The 15,736-nt window shown below is 63.8% G+C and carries 21 protein-coding genes; 11 read left to right on the top strand and 10 right to left on the bottom strand.

The features are described 5' to 3' along the window. Positions 1–2 precede the first annotated feature (2 nt). The 7 genes from VJ162_RS10730 to VJ162_RS10700 all read right to left on the bottom strand — a co-directional run bounded on the left by VJ162_RS10730 (position 3) and on the right by VJ162_RS10700 (position 4,399). Positions 3–1,625, bottom strand: coding sequence for a hypothetical protein (locus VJ162_RS10730; RefSeq protein ID WP_324664172.1), 1,623 nt, complete (start codon positions 1,623–1,625; stop codon positions 3–5). Further along, positions 1,622–1,855 (bottom strand): hypothetical protein, encoded by a 234-nt coding sequence (locus VJ162_RS10725; protein WP_324664171.1) that lies wholly within the window; start codon positions 1,853–1,855, stop codon positions 1,622–1,624. The genes VJ162_RS10730 and VJ162_RS10725 overlap by 4 nt, the downstream gene beginning before the upstream one ends. Positions 1,856–2,005: 150 nt before the next feature. After that, positions 2,006–2,449 (bottom strand): hypothetical protein, encoded by a 444-nt coding sequence (locus tag VJ162_RS10720; RefSeq protein WP_324664169.1) that lies wholly within the window; start codon positions 2,447–2,449, stop codon positions 2,006–2,008. Between the two features lie 64 nt (positions 2,450–2,513). Further along, complete coding sequence (locus tag VJ162_RS10715; RefSeq protein WP_324664168.1) at positions 2,514–2,768, bottom strand: DUF7692 domain-containing protein; 255 nt, start codon at positions 2,766–2,768, stop codon at positions 2,514–2,516. Between the two features lie 248 nt (positions 2,769–3,016). Beyond that, on the bottom strand, positions 3,017–3,397 hold the full coding sequence (locus VJ162_RS10710; protein WP_324664166.1) for a type IV pilin N-terminal domain-containing protein: 381 nt from the start codon (positions 3,395–3,397) through the stop codon (positions 3,017–3,019). Between the two features lie 2 nt (positions 3,398–3,399). Further along, complete coding sequence (locus VJ162_RS10705) at positions 3,400–3,852, bottom strand: type IV pilin N-terminal domain-containing protein (protein ID WP_324664165.1); 453 nt, start codon at positions 3,850–3,852, stop codon at positions 3,400–3,402. A 280-nt stretch (positions 3,853–4,132) separates the two neighbouring features. Next, positions 4,133–4,399 carry a phage repressor protein gene (locus VJ162_RS10700; RefSeq protein ID WP_324664164.1) on the bottom strand — a complete coding sequence of 89 codons (267 nt, stop codon included), beginning with the start codon at positions 4,397–4,399 and terminating at the stop codon, positions 4,133–4,135. Positions 4,400–4,809: 410 nt separating this feature from the next. Here VJ162_RS10700 and VJ162_RS10695 point away from each other — a divergent pair, with 410 nt between their 5' ends. The 7 genes from VJ162_RS10695 to VJ162_RS10665 all read left to right on the top strand — a co-directional run bounded on the left by VJ162_RS10695 (position 4,810) and on the right by VJ162_RS10665 (position 10,257). After that, positions 4,810–5,070 (top strand): hypothetical protein, encoded by a 261-nt coding sequence (locus VJ162_RS10695; RefSeq protein WP_324664163.1) that lies wholly within the window; start codon positions 4,810–4,812, stop codon positions 5,068–5,070. Then, on the top strand, positions 5,067–6,143 hold the full coding sequence (locus VJ162_RS10690; protein WP_324664161.1) for a tyrosine-type recombinase/integrase: 1,077 nt from the start codon (positions 5,067–5,069) through the stop codon (positions 6,141–6,143). The genes VJ162_RS10695 and VJ162_RS10690 overlap by 4 nt, the downstream gene beginning before the upstream one ends. Positions 6,144–6,449: 306 nt before the next feature. Continuing rightward, positions 6,450–6,653 carry a type II toxin-antitoxin system HicB family antitoxin gene (locus VJ162_RS10685; protein ID WP_324664160.1) on the top strand — a complete coding sequence of 68 codons (204 nt, stop codon included), beginning with the start codon at positions 6,450–6,452 and terminating at the stop codon, positions 6,651–6,653. Next, the gene (locus VJ162_RS10680) at positions 6,650–6,901 is read left to right on the top strand and encodes a type II toxin-antitoxin system HicA family toxin (RefSeq protein WP_324664159.1); all 252 of its coding nucleotides are present in this window, start codon (positions 6,650–6,652) and stop codon (positions 6,899–6,901) included. The genes VJ162_RS10685 and VJ162_RS10680 overlap by 4 nt, the downstream gene beginning before the upstream one ends. A gap of 308 nt (positions 6,902–7,209) precedes the next feature. Further along, entirely contained in the window at positions 7,210–8,823 is a 1,614-nt protein-coding gene (locus tag VJ162_RS10675; protein ID WP_324664157.1) for an ArnT family glycosyltransferase, read from the top strand. A 106-nt stretch (positions 8,824–8,929) separates the two neighbouring features. Next, positions 8,930–9,697 (top strand): Nif3-like dinuclear metal center hexameric protein, encoded by a 768-nt coding sequence (locus tag VJ162_RS10670; protein ID WP_324664156.1) that lies wholly within the window; start codon positions 8,930–8,932, stop codon positions 9,695–9,697. Beyond that, complete coding sequence (locus VJ162_RS10665; RefSeq protein ID WP_324664155.1) at positions 9,694–10,257, top strand: SprT-like domain-containing protein; 564 nt, start codon at positions 9,694–9,696, stop codon at positions 10,255–10,257. Before VJ162_RS10670 ends, VJ162_RS10665 begins: the two co-directional genes overlap by 4 nt. Positions 10,258–10,264: 7 nt before the next feature. Here VJ162_RS10665 and VJ162_RS10660 read toward each other — a convergent pair whose 3' ends face one another. Together VJ162_RS10660 and VJ162_RS10655 are read right to left on the bottom strand one after the other, a co-directional pair. Beyond that, positions 10,265–10,450 carry a hypothetical protein gene (locus VJ162_RS10660; RefSeq protein WP_324664154.1) on the bottom strand — a complete coding sequence of 62 codons (186 nt, stop codon included), beginning with the start codon at positions 10,448–10,450 and terminating at the stop codon, positions 10,265–10,267. Positions 10,451–10,512: 62 nt separating this feature from the next. After that, positions 10,513–11,706 carry an MFS transporter gene (locus VJ162_RS10655; protein WP_324664153.1) on the bottom strand — a complete coding sequence of 398 codons (1,194 nt, stop codon included), beginning with the start codon at positions 11,704–11,706 and terminating at the stop codon, positions 10,513–10,515. A gap of 90 nt (positions 11,707–11,796) precedes the next feature. On the opposite strand from VJ162_RS10655, the gene VJ162_RS10650 reads away from it, so the two are divergent. Together VJ162_RS10650 and VJ162_RS10645 are read left to right on the top strand one after the other, a co-directional pair. After that, complete coding sequence (locus tag VJ162_RS10650; protein ID WP_324664152.1) at positions 11,797–12,801, top strand: deoxyhypusine synthase; 1,005 nt, start codon at positions 11,797–11,799, stop codon at positions 12,799–12,801. 2 nt (positions 12,802–12,803) lie between these two features. Further along, entirely contained in the window at positions 12,804–13,640 is an 837-nt protein-coding gene (locus VJ162_RS10645; protein ID WP_324664151.1) for a glycerophosphodiester phosphodiesterase, read from the top strand. A 77-nt stretch (positions 13,641–13,717) separates the two neighbouring features. Here VJ162_RS10645 and VJ162_RS10640 read toward each other — a convergent pair whose 3' ends face one another. Next, positions 13,718–13,966, bottom strand: a complete 249-nt coding sequence (locus VJ162_RS10640; protein WP_324664150.1) for a hypothetical protein — start codon at positions 13,964–13,966, stop codon at positions 13,718–13,720. 152 nt (positions 13,967–14,118) lie between these two features. On the opposite strand from VJ162_RS10640, the gene VJ162_RS10635 reads away from it, so the two are divergent. After that, entirely contained in the window at positions 14,119–14,253 is a 135-nt protein-coding gene (locus tag VJ162_RS10635; RefSeq protein WP_324664148.1) for a hypothetical protein, read from the top strand. A gap of 144 nt (positions 14,254–14,397) precedes the next feature. After that, positions 14,398–15,585 (top strand): redox-regulated ATPase YchF, encoded by a 1,188-nt coding sequence (locus VJ162_RS10630; RefSeq protein WP_324664147.1) that lies wholly within the window; start codon positions 14,398–14,400, stop codon positions 15,583–15,585. The last annotated feature ends 151 nt before the right edge of the window (positions 15,586–15,736 follow it).

The following is a 15,736-nucleotide window of genomic DNA, read 5'->3' as shown; positions in this document are numbered from 1 at the left end:
TGTTACGGTCGGCTCTTGCTAAGAACGTTCAGCAGGACGATGGCGATTAGAACGGTGGCGACGACGAAGGTGGGCACCTGTTGACCGTCCAGCGACCAGGGGATACCGCCGCCACCGATGCTGGCGTTTACCGGCTCAACAGGTGTGGGCGGCCGATAGTTCTCACTCACGTTCCGTCGATACTGGAGCAAGTCCCGCACTTCTTCAGCGGTGAAAGTGGCATTCGCGGTTCTGACTGAGTGGTCTCGGGTTGTCGTTGACTCGACTTCTTCGCCCGTGTCAGGATTTGTTAGAGAGATTATCTTAATCTCTCCATCAAGTGCTACCAGTTGTGAGCCACCGGATGCATTCACTACCTCGGTATTATTGCTGGTCTGTGCTACATACAAGACCTGACTGTCCGCATTAGCAGTATCGTAGGTAGCACCGCTTTCCCATGACCCGTTTGTGGAGGCCGGTTTCCAGTTAGTCATCAGGCCACCCTCTAGGAGAGTAGTATTGCTGCTATCAAGTGAGCCATTCACTCGCGGGGTATATGCAATGCTGAAACTGGTGTTAGCGTTGCTGTCAAAGCCTAACAATCCAATTCCAGCCCTCAGTTCTGCATAGCTGCCGGTGGTAGTCGTGTCGGTGGAAAATTGAGCGAGCGAACAGGCGGATGATAGTTCTTTTCGCTCCTCGATTGTGAGTCCGGTATCCCCGTCATCACCATACTGAGCGTACATCTCTTTCGTCCATTGGGTCGTTTGACCCTGCATACTGTCCCGAGTCTCGATTAGCTCACGGTAATTGTGTTCGATTCTGGTACTGTTGTAAACAGTTCTCCACTGTCCATTTGCGGGGTTTTTCACCCCTATCCGTCCGTGGCTATCGTAATCTTTCGGCCACTCTGCCGAGTACCGATAGCCTCCCCAAAACGGCTCAGTCGTTCCGTAGCTGCTCGAACCTTCGAGGTAGACATCCCCCTGATATGGAGTACCATTCACGTACCTGTTCCCGTTTATCTCGGTCGGGAGACTGACGTTCCCTCCCCAGTTGCTCCGGGTCTCGATAGTCGATAGCGGGTTGCGTCGAGTGCTGTAATCTTCGACAGCGCTAGCGGTCCCGACCGATTCCATGCCAGTTACGTGGATTCCCTGGTCGCGTGCTGATTTGCTGACATAGTGGATTTGTAACAGGGCTGATTTGACAGTGTTAACATAATTATACTGGTGTCCGGCAAACGCTTTGTCGACAGTCCGGTTTTTTTCCTCAAGGGCAGTCTGGAGAGATTCGCCGTTTTGGAGGCTCTCAGTCGTGTTTGCCCGCGCCCTGCACCATGTGAGCGAGCGAGTTGCCTCCATTTGATTCTCTGTCGATGCTGCCAAATAATCGGTTTGGTATCCGACACTTCTGGCATTTGCATACAGGTCAGCACGACTTGCATTATTCACTTCTTGCGGGGTAGCACATTGTTCGATATAGGCGTTCGGCGCGAGGTCAGCGACAGCCCGGAGAGTACACTCAGCCCCCTGAGCAGCGTCGTCAACTGTCCCCGCTGCTGCCGCCTGTCCGGTCGCACCTATCAAGAATGCCGACACCACCAGCAGCGCGAGGGCGACGCGCCTAGCTGCGCGCCGGGTCATCGGCTCCCCTCCCGCCCATGCCCATCGGGGTACACGTCGGTCAGTCCGTCGCGGTCGTCGTCGAGGCCGTCGTCGCGCTCGTTGGTGACGACGTGGTGCAGCGCCACCAGGACGGCCGCGCCGACGGCGGGGATGACGACGGGCACCGGGTCACCGGCGACAGCCGCGGCGACGGTCGTCCCACTCAGTCCGACGACTAGCAGCGTCGCGTACGCAAAAAAACGGTCCATCGCTCAGAAGCCTCCGACGTAGGCGAGCGCCGTCGCGGTCGCGCCGACCGTGCCGGCCGCGGCACCGACGGCGAACATCACGAGCGAGCGCGGGTCAGTCAAGCGTGGGCTGGCGCGGGCCGGCATGGTGGGATAGTTGTGCCGCATCGGTCACCCCATCCACGAGAAGACGTAGTAGCCGCCCATCTGCGTCCCGGTGACGATGTAGCCGTAGACCCAGTGTGAGTTGACGAACCCGTTGAAACCGAGGACGTTGAAGCCTGAGAGTATCACGAGCGCCAGAGTGGCACCGGCGATATACGTCTCGTAGGAGGCCGCGCCCTTGACGATATCACCGATGTCGGTGTTGACGCTCATGTCCGGCCCCTTCTTGCCGTCGTCAAGGCGGTTGGTCCCGTAGGCGACCGCGATGGTCGTAATCGAGAACACGAATGCGAGCGTGATAGCCGTCCCGCCCGCCGTGTAAATCGGGTCCCCGAGTGCGAAGTTCCCCGGCTGAAGCCGGGCACCGGCGTAGATACCGGTCTGTGATGCTGAGGCGAGCGTGAAAAGCGCGCCCATCAATGCGTCCACGAAGTCGATTTTTCCGAGCATAGTTGCACTGGCCGCGCGTGCGGCCATGCCGGCGGTCTCGGGTGGTTCGCCATAAGACAGGTCGTCACTTCTCGACGATGACGCTCTCTTCGACCTCGATTTCATAGGTTCCGGGCACCCGGAGCGTCTCGGCAATCTCCCGTTTCTGCCGAGCGGTGAGGTCCTCGCGAGCAAGCACGTCCCGGATTCGTTCGTCGATTCGCCAGGAGAATTCAGCCGAGCGCATGAGCGCCTTCGTCTTGTTGCAGTTCCAGAACTCGGCGGCCTGCTCGATGGTGTCGGTTCGGTGGGCGTGTTTCCCGTCTTCGCGGATTCGCATACCGCCCGCTCGTGAACACGAGGGTAAAATACTGGTCTGCTGGACGAACTGGAACGTGGATTACTTTTCAATTCCCCCGCGGCCCACAGCTCACCGCACTCGAAACCGGGTATGGAGCCCTCCCCGGGCACCGAATATGCACACGGTCAGATTCCGCTTGTGTGCATATCGCGTCGAAGCCAATTATAGAGCTGTGACCCCGTGGTGTAAGCTTGGATAAGAAGGTCGAAAAGTAAGATATTAACGCGTTAGCACTCGGCGACGATATTTGAGCCGCTGCCGTCTGGATTATCCCAGCGGAGTTGTTCGTCGCCATCGATATCTGCGCTACTGTTCAGTAGGTTCTGTCCCGCGGAGATTGTCTGTGGTGATTTTACACCGCCTGCGGCTGCATTCAGCAACGTTAGTTGCCCAGTATCCACATCATCTCCACCTTCATGAATCATCTCATTAGCATCAACATTGCAACTGACACTGAACTGCGGGGCAGCGTCCCCGGCAGAATCGCCCAAACCGAGCACGAAGCTCGCGATGACGGCCGCGAGTATGACCGTGATTGCGACCATCAGGATAACACCGATGACAGGCGAAACTGCACTGTCGTCGTTGAAGAGGTTCTTAATATTCATTCTTAGCTCACTTCATAAGTACTGAGGACTGACGAGGAGTCGCTTTCCGGACTGTACCAGACAAGGCGTACCTCGCCGGTACTATCCACGCCAATATCTGCACTGTCGCCTGCTGAAATCGGGTCAGAAAACGCGTCTGACCCTTGTACCGTATTAGTCCCATCCGTGATATTGATATTTGCAGGGTCGATATCGTCCCCACCATCATGGGACAGCGTGACGTTCCCCTCTCCCGTTCCGCCAAGTTGCAGGTCACTGTTGGTGGGTGAGGCCGCATCGGGATTGTGTGACCAGCTCCAGCTTGCTTGGGGAGTCTGCTGTCCGGTCTGGTCACCCAGCCCGAGTACGAACGATGCGATTACTGCTGCGAGTATGACCGTGATTGCGACCATGAGGATGACGCCGATGACCGGTGAGACAGCATCGTCATCATGGAGGAGTTTCTTGAGGTCCATCCAATAACTCGATGGATAGTATATGACATAAACCCGTCTTACCTTTTGAGCCAGCCGAACCAAATCAAGGCCGTGCTGAGACTTTCAACACGGCCTTGAACGGTGTGTTGGCGCTTGAGGCGGCCTTGTTGAAGCCCGCGGAACTACCCGCGTATTCACCCCAAGTAGGGCCTTTTGGCCCCATCTAAGGAATCTCACGTCTGAGAATAAGTTTTACGCATCAGTTGAATAGCAGTCTCAGCCGTGTCATCGAAGAGTGAATATTTTAACCAAATTGAAACTACTCGTTGTCGGGCTGGAGGTCGTCGGCGTCAAGCTCGCCCGCGAGGTAGTCGCGCCCCATCTCAGTCACCCGATAAGCAGCAGTCTCCTCATGCCTCTCTAAGAGCCCATTTTGTGAGAGGACTTTGCATCGACGGGCAATGTGCTCTCTCGTATATGGGATGTTGAGACAGAGGGTAGCTGGCTTCATCCAACCACCGTAATCTTCAATCTCAGAGATTATTGTCCAATCTGACGGTTTCAGCCAGTCTACCCGGCTGTGCATTTCGTTTTCGCTATCGCGAGACCTTGTCATAGTTAGTCCGGTCGGATATTTTTGAACGTGTTCTATGCATCATTGATTACGATATCACGGTTAGACTTAAGTCAGGTTGTTACAATGTACGTACCAAGAGCGATGGACCGGCCTGTGTGGGAAGCAGGAAGGGATGAGAAGGTGTTGGGAGCCGACGACGAACCGCCGGCCGGGGTGTCGCTCTGCCTAACGACATCATGAACACCGCTGCACGCCGCCATAAGCCAGGTGGCACGACTGACCGGCTGCGCCCCGGTTTCACTTTCACCGGCCGAGTCGCCCGATTCGGCGGGACGGGGCGGCAAACCGACTACTTTCACTTTCACTCCCCGCGTGTGGGTTTCCCCCTTTATACCCCATGCCGTCAGTCCCGACTGGCTATGTCGGATGAGAAGGAGACTGTCGAGATAGAGAACCGGACGGACCGGTGGCGGTTCGTCTGCCCACGGGGCCACCGGTCGTGGGAGCCCACGAACCACCATTTCTGGTGTGCGAAGTGTGCCCGGCGCGACGACGTGGACGGTGTGTTCCACAGGCTGCGCGACCGCCGCGACGGTGGGCTGCTTGAGCGTGACCAGGTGCGACTGCTGACGCCCGTGGGTCCGTACGACCGCGACCTCGACCGGAGGGAATCGGCGTGACCGGCCGCCGCCGCCGTAGACCCGACCCCGAAGATTTGTCGCCGAGCGAGGCCGTCGAGCGGTATCTCCGGCGGCGTCGCTCAGATGCGACGAAAGAGAGTATCGAGGGGTGGAGCTACCGACTGAAGCTATTCGTCGAGTGGTGTGAGTCGGTCGGCATCGAGACCGTCGGCCAGCTGCGCCGCTACGACATCGATGAGTTCTACGAGTACCGGAGTGCCGATGTCAAGGCGGTCACGCTGGAGGGGGAGATGTGGACCCTCCGCGTGTTCGCGGAGTTCCTCGAAGACATCGGTGCCGTCGACGATGGGCTCGCCGAGTCGGTCCGCATCCCTGATATCGACCCGGCCGACCGCTCCAGTGATACGAAGCTGTCAGCCGACGCTGCGCGGTCGCTGCTGTCTTACTATCGGCAGTCAGACAGCGACTACGGTACTCGCCAGCACGCGCTGCTGGAGTTGCTGTGGTTCACTGGAGCCCGCCAGGGGAGTATTCGCGGGCTCGACGTTCGGGACGCCCATCTCGACGGGTCGCCTTACGTGATGTTCCGGCACCGGCCGGATACGGGCACGCCGCTCAAGAACAAGCTCGAAGGCGAGCGGCCGGTGGCGCTGCCCGAGCCGGCCGGCGACGTACTCCGGACCTATATCGCGGAGTATCGCTACGACACGCGGGACGACCACGGCCGCCAGCCACTCATCGCGAGTACCCAGGGCCGACCGACGAGTGACACGGTTCGGGTCTGGTGCTATCTGGCGACGCTGCCGTGTACCCACAACTACTGTCCCCACGAGAAGGATATCGCGGCCTGCCAGTGGACGGAGCGGAACCACGCCAGTAAGTGCCCCTCATCGCGGGCGCCTCACCATATCCGCACTGGAACGATTACCTGGCTGTTGAACATCGGCTGGCCGCCCCAGGACGTTGCCGAGCGGGTCAACGCGACGCGGAAGACAATTGAACAGCACTACGACAAAGCGAGTCCCGAGCAGCGACGCGAACGCCTCCGTGAGCGCATGGAGGACCGCCGCCGCTCGCTCGTCGACAACCTCGATTTCGATACCGATGATTAACACGAATCAGAAACCGACCGGAGAGCGTACTGAGACGCCTACGAGACCGATTAAATCTGAATCGCGCCGGCCCATACCATACAACCCTTTTTGTGGCGTTCTATAACACTTAGCGGCCGGTATAGGCTCCAGTCGTTGCGAGCGGTAAACCCCCAGTGATTGCGTCAACCGTGCGAGCTTTTCGAACATAGTTGCCCAGGCCGTTCGTAGGGCCATACCCGCCGGTCCCGGGTGGTCCGGTAACAGATCGGTCTCATCCGGGTACTCTCCCGAACTCTTATGCTGTAGATTCACCTACTAAATAGTATGAGTACAGGACGGGAGATTCGTCTTATTGAGGAAGACGACGGCGGTTGGTCGGCAGTCGACGAGGAGACGGGCGTAGCTAGCCAAGGCGAGACGCGCCGAGAAGCGCTGTCGAATCTCGATGAAGCTGTCGAACTCACCAAAGAGGCCCGTGCTGACGAGTCGGACGCACCGACGCCGGATGCGCCTTGGTTTGACTCGTGACGGGGCCGCCACGGGACTTCTCGGGTGAGGAAATCGTCTCCGTTCTGACGAGCTTCGGCTATGCTCGGGACCGCCAGCGCGGCAGTCATGCAGTACTCAAGTATCGTAATCCCGACACTGGCGAGGGACGGACGGTGACCGTTCCGATGCACGACCGGATCAGAATAGGGACGCTCCAGTCTATCGCCGAACAGTGTGGGGCCGAGGATTTCGGCGAGTGGTGTTACTGGATAGACGAACATCGCTGACTCCGACCCGTGGGGTCACAGCTCTAAGATCGTCCTCGACGAGCTGGACGACGCCCGCTGGTTAGCGACCTAGGGCGGCGTTGCCGTCCAAGGCCACAGCGAGAGCGGCGGAAGCGGCCACCGAGTACTGCCGGACGATTTCGACGACGGGCGATGAACGGGGGTATCACGACCTCGGTGTGTGATTCGCGCCGGCCCACTTCTCCACGACGCTGTAACCACGAGCGACAGGGCCGATTACGGTGCTATTCGGACCGATCTGATTCGGATCAACAATATTATGCGTATCCTTACACTGCCGGAAGTATATGCGACTGACTCGGTACTGGAAGCTCTTGCTGGTGGCTCTCTGTGCCTCTGTGGCCGTTCAGGTCGCGTACCTCCACAGCCACGAGTTCCCGGCACTTCTGGGTGGGCTCTTTCTGCAGATGGCGTCGGCCGTCGCCGAATCCGGCACGTTGCCGGTGACGATTCAGGGATTCACGACCGAGGGTATCCCCTTCGCCTACCCACCGCTGGGATTTTACATCATGGCCGTCTTCCTGCGGCTGGGCGTCGACGGCGCGGCGCTACTCCGGTTTGGGTCGCCGGTCGTTCTCCTGGGCATCGTCGCGCTGCTGTATCACCTCACGGTGGTGCTCACCGACAGCCCCGAGACGGGGTGTCTCGCCGGCGTCATCGCCGGCACGCACGTCACGCTGAACGTGTTCCTCGTCGGGGCCAGCGGCTTCGTCCGGGGGCTGGGATTCCTGTTCATGCTGGTCGCACTGCTGGGGGCCTACCAGCACTTCGCGAACGGCGGCGGTCGGCGGGCGCTGGCGACCGCGACCGTCGGCTGGGGACTGGTCGTCCTGACCCATCCCGTCCACGCCGCGGCGGCGGGGGCGGGCGTCGCCGCCGCGTGGCTCGTCTGGGACCGGTCGCCGCGGGGGCTCGCGGCCGGTGTGGCTGTCGCCGTCGGTGGGCTGGTCATCGCCAGCCCGTGGTGGCTCACCGTCGCCACGACCCACGGCCCGGGGATCTTCTTCAACGGCGCGGGCTCACATGGCTCGGTGAATCACAGTCTCTCCGACCTGGGCGCGCTAGCGAATTGGTTTCTGGACGGCGGCTACGTCCTGAACTGGCCCGCCGTCTTCGCGGTATTTGGCACCGTTGTGGCGGTCGCTCGGGGGAACTGGCAACTGCCCGCCTGGCTGGCCGCCCCCGTCGTCCTCCTGGTGCCGCCCCACGGCCGCCTCGGGCTCGTCTTTATCGCGCCGCTCGGCGCGATGGGGCTTGCGGTCACCTACTCCCTGCTCGCGGGGCTTGACCTCGACCGGCTGGACCTGCCCGACTGGGGCGACGCTGTCCCGGACCGCGTGACCCAGCGGTTCGACCCGCCTGACCTGTCCGCCCAGCAGGTGGTCGCCATCGCGTTCGTCGTCGTCCTCGTCGGGCCGTTCGTGGCCCAGAACATGGTCGCGGCGTCGGGTACGAGCCCGAACAGCCCGCTGCCGGTGTACGCCGACTCGGACGACCGGACGGCGATGGAGTGGATAGAAAACGAGACCGCCACGGACGCCCGGGTCGCCGTCATCGGCGGGTCGAGCGAGTGGTTCCCGTATCTGGCGAACCGCACGTCGGTCATCGTGAAGTACGGGACCGAGTGGTCGGGCGGGGGGACGTTCGACAGACACGAGTCGGCCCAGAACCGGCTCACGGACTGCTGGAACGCCTTGTGTGTGGCCGGGACGCTTACCGAGTACGAGTTCGCCTCGGAGGTCGATTACGTCTACGTCCCCCGGGGCTGGTTCGTCTCCGGCCGGGGCGGGGCGACGATTTCGCCGGCGCTCCACGAGTCCATGCGTGCCAGCGACCGGTTCACCCCGGTGTACCACAACAGCGGTGTCGGCGTCTACGAGTACAACCGAACCCAGCGGTGAGCGTGTTGCGAGCGGCTACGGGGTGAGCATCGGGCAGTCGGAACGTGTGGCATCTCCCCGCGCTCCGAGCCGAAAACCTACCATCCCCGACCCCGAAGGGCCGCCAATGCACGCAGGGGACATCGCCAGCCGACTTGACGAGGAACTCGACACAGAGGCGTACGCCGACATCGACGCCAGCCCGAACGGGCTCCAGGTCGGACCCGCCGACAGGGAGGTCGAGACTGTCGCGGTCGCGGTCGACGCCGCGGTCGAGACCATCGAGCGGGCGAGCGAGGCCGGCGCGGACCTGCTCGTGACCCACCACGGCATCGTCTGGGGCTCTATCGAGCGTGTCACCGACTCGAACTACCGACGTATCGCGCCGCTTATCGAGAGCGACCTCGCGCTGTACGTCGCCCACCTCCCCCTTGATGGCCACCAGCGGCTTGGCAACGCCGCCGGGCTGGCGGACCTGCTGGACCTGGGGAACCGGGCGCCGTTCGGCCGGATGGGCGGGGAATACATCGGCCAGCGGGGCCGCCTGGCCGAGGCGACGGCACTCTCGGAGCTGGCGGCCGACCTGGAGGCCGGCCTCGCCACCGGCGGCCAGTCGGTCCAGACGCTCGATTTCGGCCCTGAGACCGTCGAAGACGTCGCCATCGTCACCGGCAGCGGCGTCGACTGGCTCGGTGAGGCCGCCGACGCCGGCGCGGACGTGTTAATTACCGGCGAGGGGAAACAGCAGGCCTACCACGAGGCCCGGGAAGCCGGCATCAACGTCGTCCTCGCGGGCCACTACGCCACCGAGACGTTCGGCGTCGAGGCGCTTGCGTCACTGCTCGAAGCGTGGGGCCCGGAGACGACCTACATCGACTGTCCGACCGGGCTGTGACGGACAACGTGGCGTACGCGGCCGTCGAGACGGACGCGGAGGTCGTCGCCTGGTCGCGGCGCTACTGCCGCGAGGTCCGCCGCGAGCGCGGCGTCGACGTGCGCTTTGACCTCGTCGAGTGGGACGTTTCCCACCGGGCCAAGCGCCGTGCCGCGGCGGTCAAGCGGCCGAAACTCCCCGACGCCGCCGTTGGAGAGCCCTACGACTGGGACGCTGTCGACGGGGCCGACGGCCGTCCCCTCCCGTGTACGCTTTCGCTCACCCGAGAGGCGTTCGATACGTTCGACCGGGCCGAGTGGGCGGCGACGCTGCGTCACGAACTCATCCACGTCGAGCAGTACCAGCGCGACGGGACGACCGACCACGGCGCGGCTTTCCGCGAGCGCGCGGCCGAACTGGACACCGACGTTCACTGTCCGGCCTTCGCGGACGCAAAATACGTGCTCACCTGCGAAGCGTGTGGCGGGCTGGTCGCCCGGCGCTACCGGGACTGCAAGCTGGTCCGCGAGCGCGACCGTTACCGTTCGGACTGCTGTGGGGCGCCCCTGGCGCTTGCCTAGTGTGCCCTCACCGCTTGCGGATGGCATAGCCGGTCACGCCCAGCCCGAGACTGGAGACGCCGGCGACCGACGCAAACACCGGGGCCCACGTTGCCGGCAGCAGGACGAACCCGGCGATACCCGTGAGGAGGGCCAGGGAAAACACCACGAGCATCGTGAGAAGTGCGGTCTCCACGCCGTAGATAACTGGCATTCGGATGAAAAGGATTCTGGCCGTTGTTGGGGTGTGGCCGATGTGGCTGGACGCGACGCCGACTACCGCCGGAGCGAGGCCGCCCCGAGCCCGAGGGCGGCGAGTCCGGCGGTCACACCGGCGACGGCGAACACGCCGCGGACGCCGACGACGGGGACCAGCGGGCCGAACATGAGCGGCGAGAGGAACTGCCCGGTGTAGCCAAAGGAGGCGACGTAGGCGCTGAACTGCCCCTGTCGGTCCGGCGGGGCGAACTGCTCGACCCAGGCGAACGTCGAGGGAAAGACCAGTCCGATACCGAGACCGAGGAGGACGACCGGAACCACCGCGGCCGCCGCCGTCCGGACCACTGTCGCCGCCCCGAAGCTCACAAGCCAGAGCAGGAAGGCGACGCCGACGAGCGTGGTCCGCCCGGCGCGGTCTATGAGCCGGTCGTACACCGCCGCCGAGACGCCGCCGGCGACGCCGTTGGCGGCCAGATAGAGGCTGATGGCGAACGAGGAGCTGACGCCTATCGACGGCAGGAACTGCGGGTAGAACACCACGACGGCATAGAGGAGCGCGTTCGCGCCGAAGTAGAGCAGATAGACCAGCAGGAGCGGCGGTTGCCGGCGGAAGACCGCAAGCGTCGCTCGGAGCCGGTCGCTGAGGGCGGAGTCCGAGTCGTCGCCGTTGGCTTCCGTCTCGGCCGCGCTATCGCGCGTCTCCGGAATCGTCAGGACCGCGACCAGCCCGAGCGGGACAGCGATGAGATAGACGCCGAAGGGGAGGTTCCAGGCCACTGCGCCGGCCGCGCCGCCGACGAGGGGCCACACCGCGGCCCCGGCGCTGTTGGCGCCGCTGCGGTAGCCCAGCGCCCGCTCCATCGACTGGCCCTCGTACAGTTCGTAGATGAGCACCGTAATCGCGGTGTACACCGCCGCCGTCCCGACGCCGAGGACGACCCGCGAGAGCAGGAGCGGGACGAAGCTGTCGATGACCAGTCCCGCGCCCCCGCCGACGCCGTAGACGAAGAGGCCGCCGACGAAGGGGCGGCGCGGCCCGACCCGGTCGACGAGCGACCCCATCAGCGGGCTCGCGAGGACGATGACCCCGCCGTGGGTCGTGATGATGAGCCCGGCGGCCGTCCCCGAGACGCCGAGTTCGGCCTGTATCCGGGGGACGACCGGTCCGAGTACCGCCCCGGCCATCACCGTCAGCGTCGCCGCCGCGACGATGACCCAGAGGGACCGCCGTCGGCTTGTCGATGCGGACACACTGGTGGCCTTGCGGGCCAGGGTGTCGACGGTTACGGTTCCGGTCCGAAACCACGCCGTTGAAGCCCGCCGCCCCACCACACAGTGCCAATGAGCGACCACGAGGACCGAGAGACGTTCTGTCACGACCCCATCGGCCACGCCGAGGCGCGCGCCGGGATGACCGTCGGCGAACTGGCCGACAGCTACGGCCAGGCGGGTATCGGCGCCGCTGACCTCCACGAGGCCGTCGACATCTACGCCGAGATGCTCGACGACGACGTGACGACCTTCGTCGGGCTGGCCGGCGCGATGGTCCCCACGGGGATGCGCGCTGTCGTCTCCGAACTCATCCGGGACGGCCACGTCGACGTGCTCGTCACGACCGGGGCCAACTGCACCCACGACACCATCGAGGCCATCGGCGGCAAACACCACCACGGCGAGGTCACCGCCGAGGGTCACACCGAGCGCGAACACGACGAGACGCTGCGCGACGAGGGCGTCGACCGCATCTACAACGTCTACCTCCCACAGGAGCACTTCGCGCTGTTCGAGAACCACCTCCGCGAGGAGGTCTTTACCGTCCTCGAAGACGAGGGCGCGGTCTCCATCCAGCGCATGACCGAGGAACTGGGCCGGGCAAACGCCGAGGTCAACGAGGCAGAGGGAATCGCCGAGGACGCCGGGGTGCTGGCCGCCGCCTACGAGAACGACGTGCCGGTGTACTGTCCCGCCTTCCAGGACTCCGTCCTGGGGCTGCAGGCCTGGATGTACTCCCAGACGAGCGACTTTACCGTCGACGCGCTCGCGGACATGACCGATATCACCGATATCGCCTACGAGGCCGACAGCGCCGGTGCGCTCGTAGTGGGCGGGGGCGTCCCGAAGAACTACGTCCTCCAGACGATGCTGGTCTCGCCCGACGCCTACGACTACGCCGTCCAGCTGACGATGGACCCGGCAAACACCGGCGGGCTCTCGGGCGCGACGCTGGACGAGGCCCGGTCGTGGGGGAAGTTAGAGAAAGACGCCCGGAACGTCTCCGTCTACGCCGACGCGACCATCACGCTGCCGCTGGTGGTCGCTGCGGCCCGCGAGCGGGTCGGGGAGTGAGGATGACGTCGGCCAGCCGGGACGTGACCGTCATCGCCCACCGCGGGTTCGCCGGTCGGTACCCCGAGAACACCGTGGCAGCCGTCGAGGCGGCCGCAAACGGCGGGCCGGACGCAGGCCACGCTCCCGCCGATATGGTCGAGATAGACGTGGTTCCGACGGCGGACGGTACCCCGGTCGTCTTCCACGACGACACTCTCGGTGGACGCGCCGACGGCGGGCTGACGGACCGCTCGGGCACCGTCTGGGAGACCGACACCGAGACCGTGACCGGTGCGAGGGTGCTGGGAACCGGGCAGACGGTCCCGACGCTCACCGAGGTGCTGGACGCGATTCCGGCGAGCGTGGGGGTCAACGTCGAGTTCAAGAACCCGGGCAGCGACGACCTGGCGTTCGAGACGGTCCTCTCGGGCGAGGCCCTGGCGGTCCAGGCGGACATCTGGCGGCCCTTCACCGAGCGCGTCCTTGACATCGTCTTCGAGTACGACAACGACGTTCTGGTCTCCTCGTTCTACGAGGCCGCGCTCTCGACCGTCCACGAGCAAGACAGGTCGGTTCCGCTCGCCGTCCTCGTCGCCTCGGACGCCCGGGCCGGGCTGGACATCGCCCGCCGGTACGACTGTGATGCGATACACGTCGCGCTCGATACGGTGCCGGGGACGCCCTTTTTCGACGACGCGTCCCACGCGGTCGATGATCTCGTTGCGGTCGCTCACGACGAGAGCCGGGAGCTGAACGCATACACTGTCCGGACCTGGTACCAGGCCCGGCGACTTGTTGGGGCGGGTGTCGACGGTCTCATCGCCGACTATCCGGGACTGCTGGGGTCCGAGGCCTGATTTGCCGCTGTCGTGGCCGGCGGGTACGCCCGGCTCGATGGCGCACGAGGGATTGGCGGCTGCGGGCCGCCGGCCCCCTACTCCTGGTGCCAGATGAGCTGGTCGTCGTCGACCAGCCGTTCGAAGCGGCCCTGCTGGAGATAGCCGCCGAAGACGAGGACGACGACGCCGATAGCGCCGAGCAGCGTCGCGAACGCCGCGCTCGCGCCGCTGACGACGACCGAGGTCGCCGCCGCGAAACACAGCGCTCCGGTCGCGACGGTAATCGCGAACAGGACGCTCCGGCGGGTACCCGTCTCCGAGCTGTCGAAGAGCTGTCGATCCATCTGTGTTCGACAGGACGATTCGAGCGGAACGCCTTATGTATAATGGCCATCCGCCGGTTCCGAACACGCCCGCCCGACCGCTTGTTTGCGACTCTCACACGCTCTCGTCACGTTTGCCAACGCTTTAGCCGCTCTCTGTACTCCTTCCCGCAATGAGCTACAAGATCGGACTCGTCGGCAAGCCACCGTCGGACCGCCGGTCCGACGAGGATCGCGAACCTACGGTTCGCTCACCCTCTGTCGGCAAGTCCACCTTCTTCAACGCTGCCGTCAGAGCAAAGCTCTGACGAGCCGCAAAATCGCAGCGCGATTTTGCGACGGCGACGATGAACGACGTACTCTCTGCCCCTTTCTGCCCGCTTGTTTGCGACTCTCACACGCTCTCGGTCCGTTTGACAACGCTTTAGCCGCTCTCTGTACTCCTTCCCGCAATGAGCTACAAGATCGGACTCGTCGGCAAGCCCTCTGTCGGCAAGTCCACCTTCTTCAACGCGGCGACGATGAACGACGTGCCCGAGGGCGCGTACCCGTTTACCACCATTGACCCCTCGATGGGCGAGGCCTACGTCCGCGTCGACTGTGCGGCCCCGGAGTTCGAACACTCCTGTACGCCAAACCACGGCTACTGTGACGACGGCGTTCGGTTCGTGCCGACGAAACTCGTCGACGTGGCCGGGCTGGTCCCGGGCGCCCACGAGGGCAAGGGCCTGGGCAACCAGTTCCTCTCGGACCTCAACGAGGCCGACGTGCTCATCCACGTCGTCGACTTCACGGGGGAGACGGACCTCGAAGGCGAACCCACGGAGGACCACGACCCCCGCGAGGACATCGACTTCCTTGAGAACGAACTGGACATGTGGTATCTCGACGTGCTGGAGAAAGGCATCGAGCGCTACCGTTCGGGCTACCACGGCGAGGAGAAAGACGTCGAGGACGACCTCGCCGAACAGATGTCCGCCTTCGGCATCAACGCCGACGAAATCAAGCAGGTCGTCCTCTCGCTCGACCTGGAACTGGACCCCGACGCGTGGGACGACGACGACCGCGAAGCCCTCGCTCGGGAGATACGCATCCGGACGAAGCCGATGGTCATCGCGGCCAACAAGATGGACACCGAGGCCGCACAGGACAACTGGGAGCCGATTACGACCGACCCCGACTACGAGCACCTCACGTTCGTTCCCGTCTCGGCTCACGCCGAGAAGGCGCTCAAGAACGGCGCCGAACAGGACGTTCTCGACTACCGGCCGGGCGACACCGACTTCGAGATTCTGGCGGACCTGCCCGAGGAGAAAGCCGCCGGCCTCGAACAGATACGCGAGTTCGTCGATGCCTTCGACGGCACCGGCGTCCAGCGGGCCCTGGAGACTGCGCTGTTCGAGGAACTCGAAGCCATCGCGGTGTTCCCCGGCGCGCGGAAACCACAGGACGACGGCACCTTCCTGCAGGACTGTTTCGTCCTCCCCGACGGCTCGACCGCCGAGGACTTCGCCTACTTCCTGCACACCGACATCGGCGAGGGGTTCCTCCACGCCCACGACGTGCGCTCCCAGCGCCAGATCGGCGCCGACACGGAACTGGACCACCGCGACGTGGTCGAGATCACGACGACGAACTAGAAGCGACGACACCGACGCCGCCTGTCGTCGGGTTCGACCATCCGAAAGGACCAACGGGCAGCCGCGGGTACACTGAGCCGGCCGATGACGAGCCGGTGTTCCGAGCCGGGGTGACTCCCCGGCGGTGACGAACCCTATGAGTGCCGAGGCC

It is taken from the genome of Haloarcula sediminis (assembly GCF_035656455.1).
GTDB classification, from domain to species: domain Archaea; phylum Halobacteriota; class Halobacteria; order Halobacteriales; family Haloarculaceae; genus Haloarcula; species Haloarcula sediminis.
The sequence above is the reverse complement of the archived record's forward strand: the minus strand, read 5'-3'. Positions and strand labels throughout refer to the sequence as shown.

Excerpts from the sequence above, each read along its gene's own strand:
- VJ162_RS10730 (WP_324664172.1), bottom strand. The coding sequence starts at position 1,625 with ATGACCCGGCGCGCAGCTAGGCGCGTCGCCCTCGCGCTGCTGGTGGTG.
- VJ162_RS10725 (WP_324664171.1), bottom strand. The coding sequence starts at position 1,855 with ATGGACCGTTTTTTTGCGTACGCGACGCTGCTAGTCGTCGGACTGAGT.
- VJ162_RS10720 (WP_324664169.1), bottom strand. The coding sequence starts at position 2,449 with ATGCTCGGAAAAATCGACTTCGTGGACGCATTGATGGGCGCGCTTTTC.
- VJ162_RS10715 (WP_324664168.1), bottom strand. The coding sequence starts at position 2,768 with ATGCGAATCCGCGAAGACGGGAAACACGCCCACCGAACCGACACCATC.
- VJ162_RS10710 (WP_324664166.1), bottom strand. The coding sequence starts at position 3,397 with ATGAATATTAAGAACCTCTTCAACGACGACAGTGCAGTTTCGCCTGTC.
- VJ162_RS10705 (WP_324664165.1), bottom strand. The coding sequence starts at position 3,852 with ATGGACCTCAAGAAACTCCTCCATGATGACGATGCTGTCTCACCGGTC.
- VJ162_RS10700 (WP_324664164.1), bottom strand. The coding sequence starts at position 4,399 with ATGCACAGCCGGGTAGACTGGCTGAAACCGTCAGATTGGACAATAATC.
- VJ162_RS10695 (WP_324664163.1), top strand. The coding sequence starts at position 4,810 with ATGTCGGATGAGAAGGAGACTGTCGAGATAGAGAACCGGACGGACCGG.
- VJ162_RS10685 (WP_324664160.1), top strand. The coding sequence starts at position 6,450 with ATGAGTACAGGACGGGAGATTCGTCTTATTGAGGAAGACGACGGCGGT.
- VJ162_RS10675 (WP_324664157.1), top strand. The coding sequence starts at position 7,210 with ATGCGACTGACTCGGTACTGGAAGCTCTTGCTGGTGGCTCTCTGTGCC.
- VJ162_RS10670 (WP_324664156.1), top strand. The coding sequence starts at position 8,930 with ATGCACGCAGGGGACATCGCCAGCCGACTTGACGAGGAACTCGACACA.
- VJ162_RS10660 (WP_324664154.1), bottom strand. The coding sequence starts at position 10,450 with ATGCCAGTTATCTACGGCGTGGAGACCGCACTTCTCACGATGCTCGTG.
- VJ162_RS10650 (WP_324664152.1), top strand. The coding sequence starts at position 11,797 with ATGAGCGACCACGAGGACCGAGAGACGTTCTGTCACGACCCCATCGGC.
- VJ162_RS10645 (WP_324664151.1), top strand. The coding sequence starts at position 12,804 with ATGACGTCGGCCAGCCGGGACGTGACCGTCATCGCCCACCGCGGGTTC.
- VJ162_RS10640 (WP_324664150.1), bottom strand. The coding sequence starts at position 13,966 with ATGGATCGACAGCTCTTCGACAGCTCGGAGACGGGTACCCGCCGGAGC.
- VJ162_RS10635 (WP_324664148.1), top strand. The coding sequence starts at position 14,119 with ATGAGCTACAAGATCGGACTCGTCGGCAAGCCACCGTCGGACCGCCGG.
- VJ162_RS10630 (WP_324664147.1), top strand. The coding sequence starts at position 14,398 with ATGAGCTACAAGATCGGACTCGTCGGCAAGCCCTCTGTCGGCAAGTCC.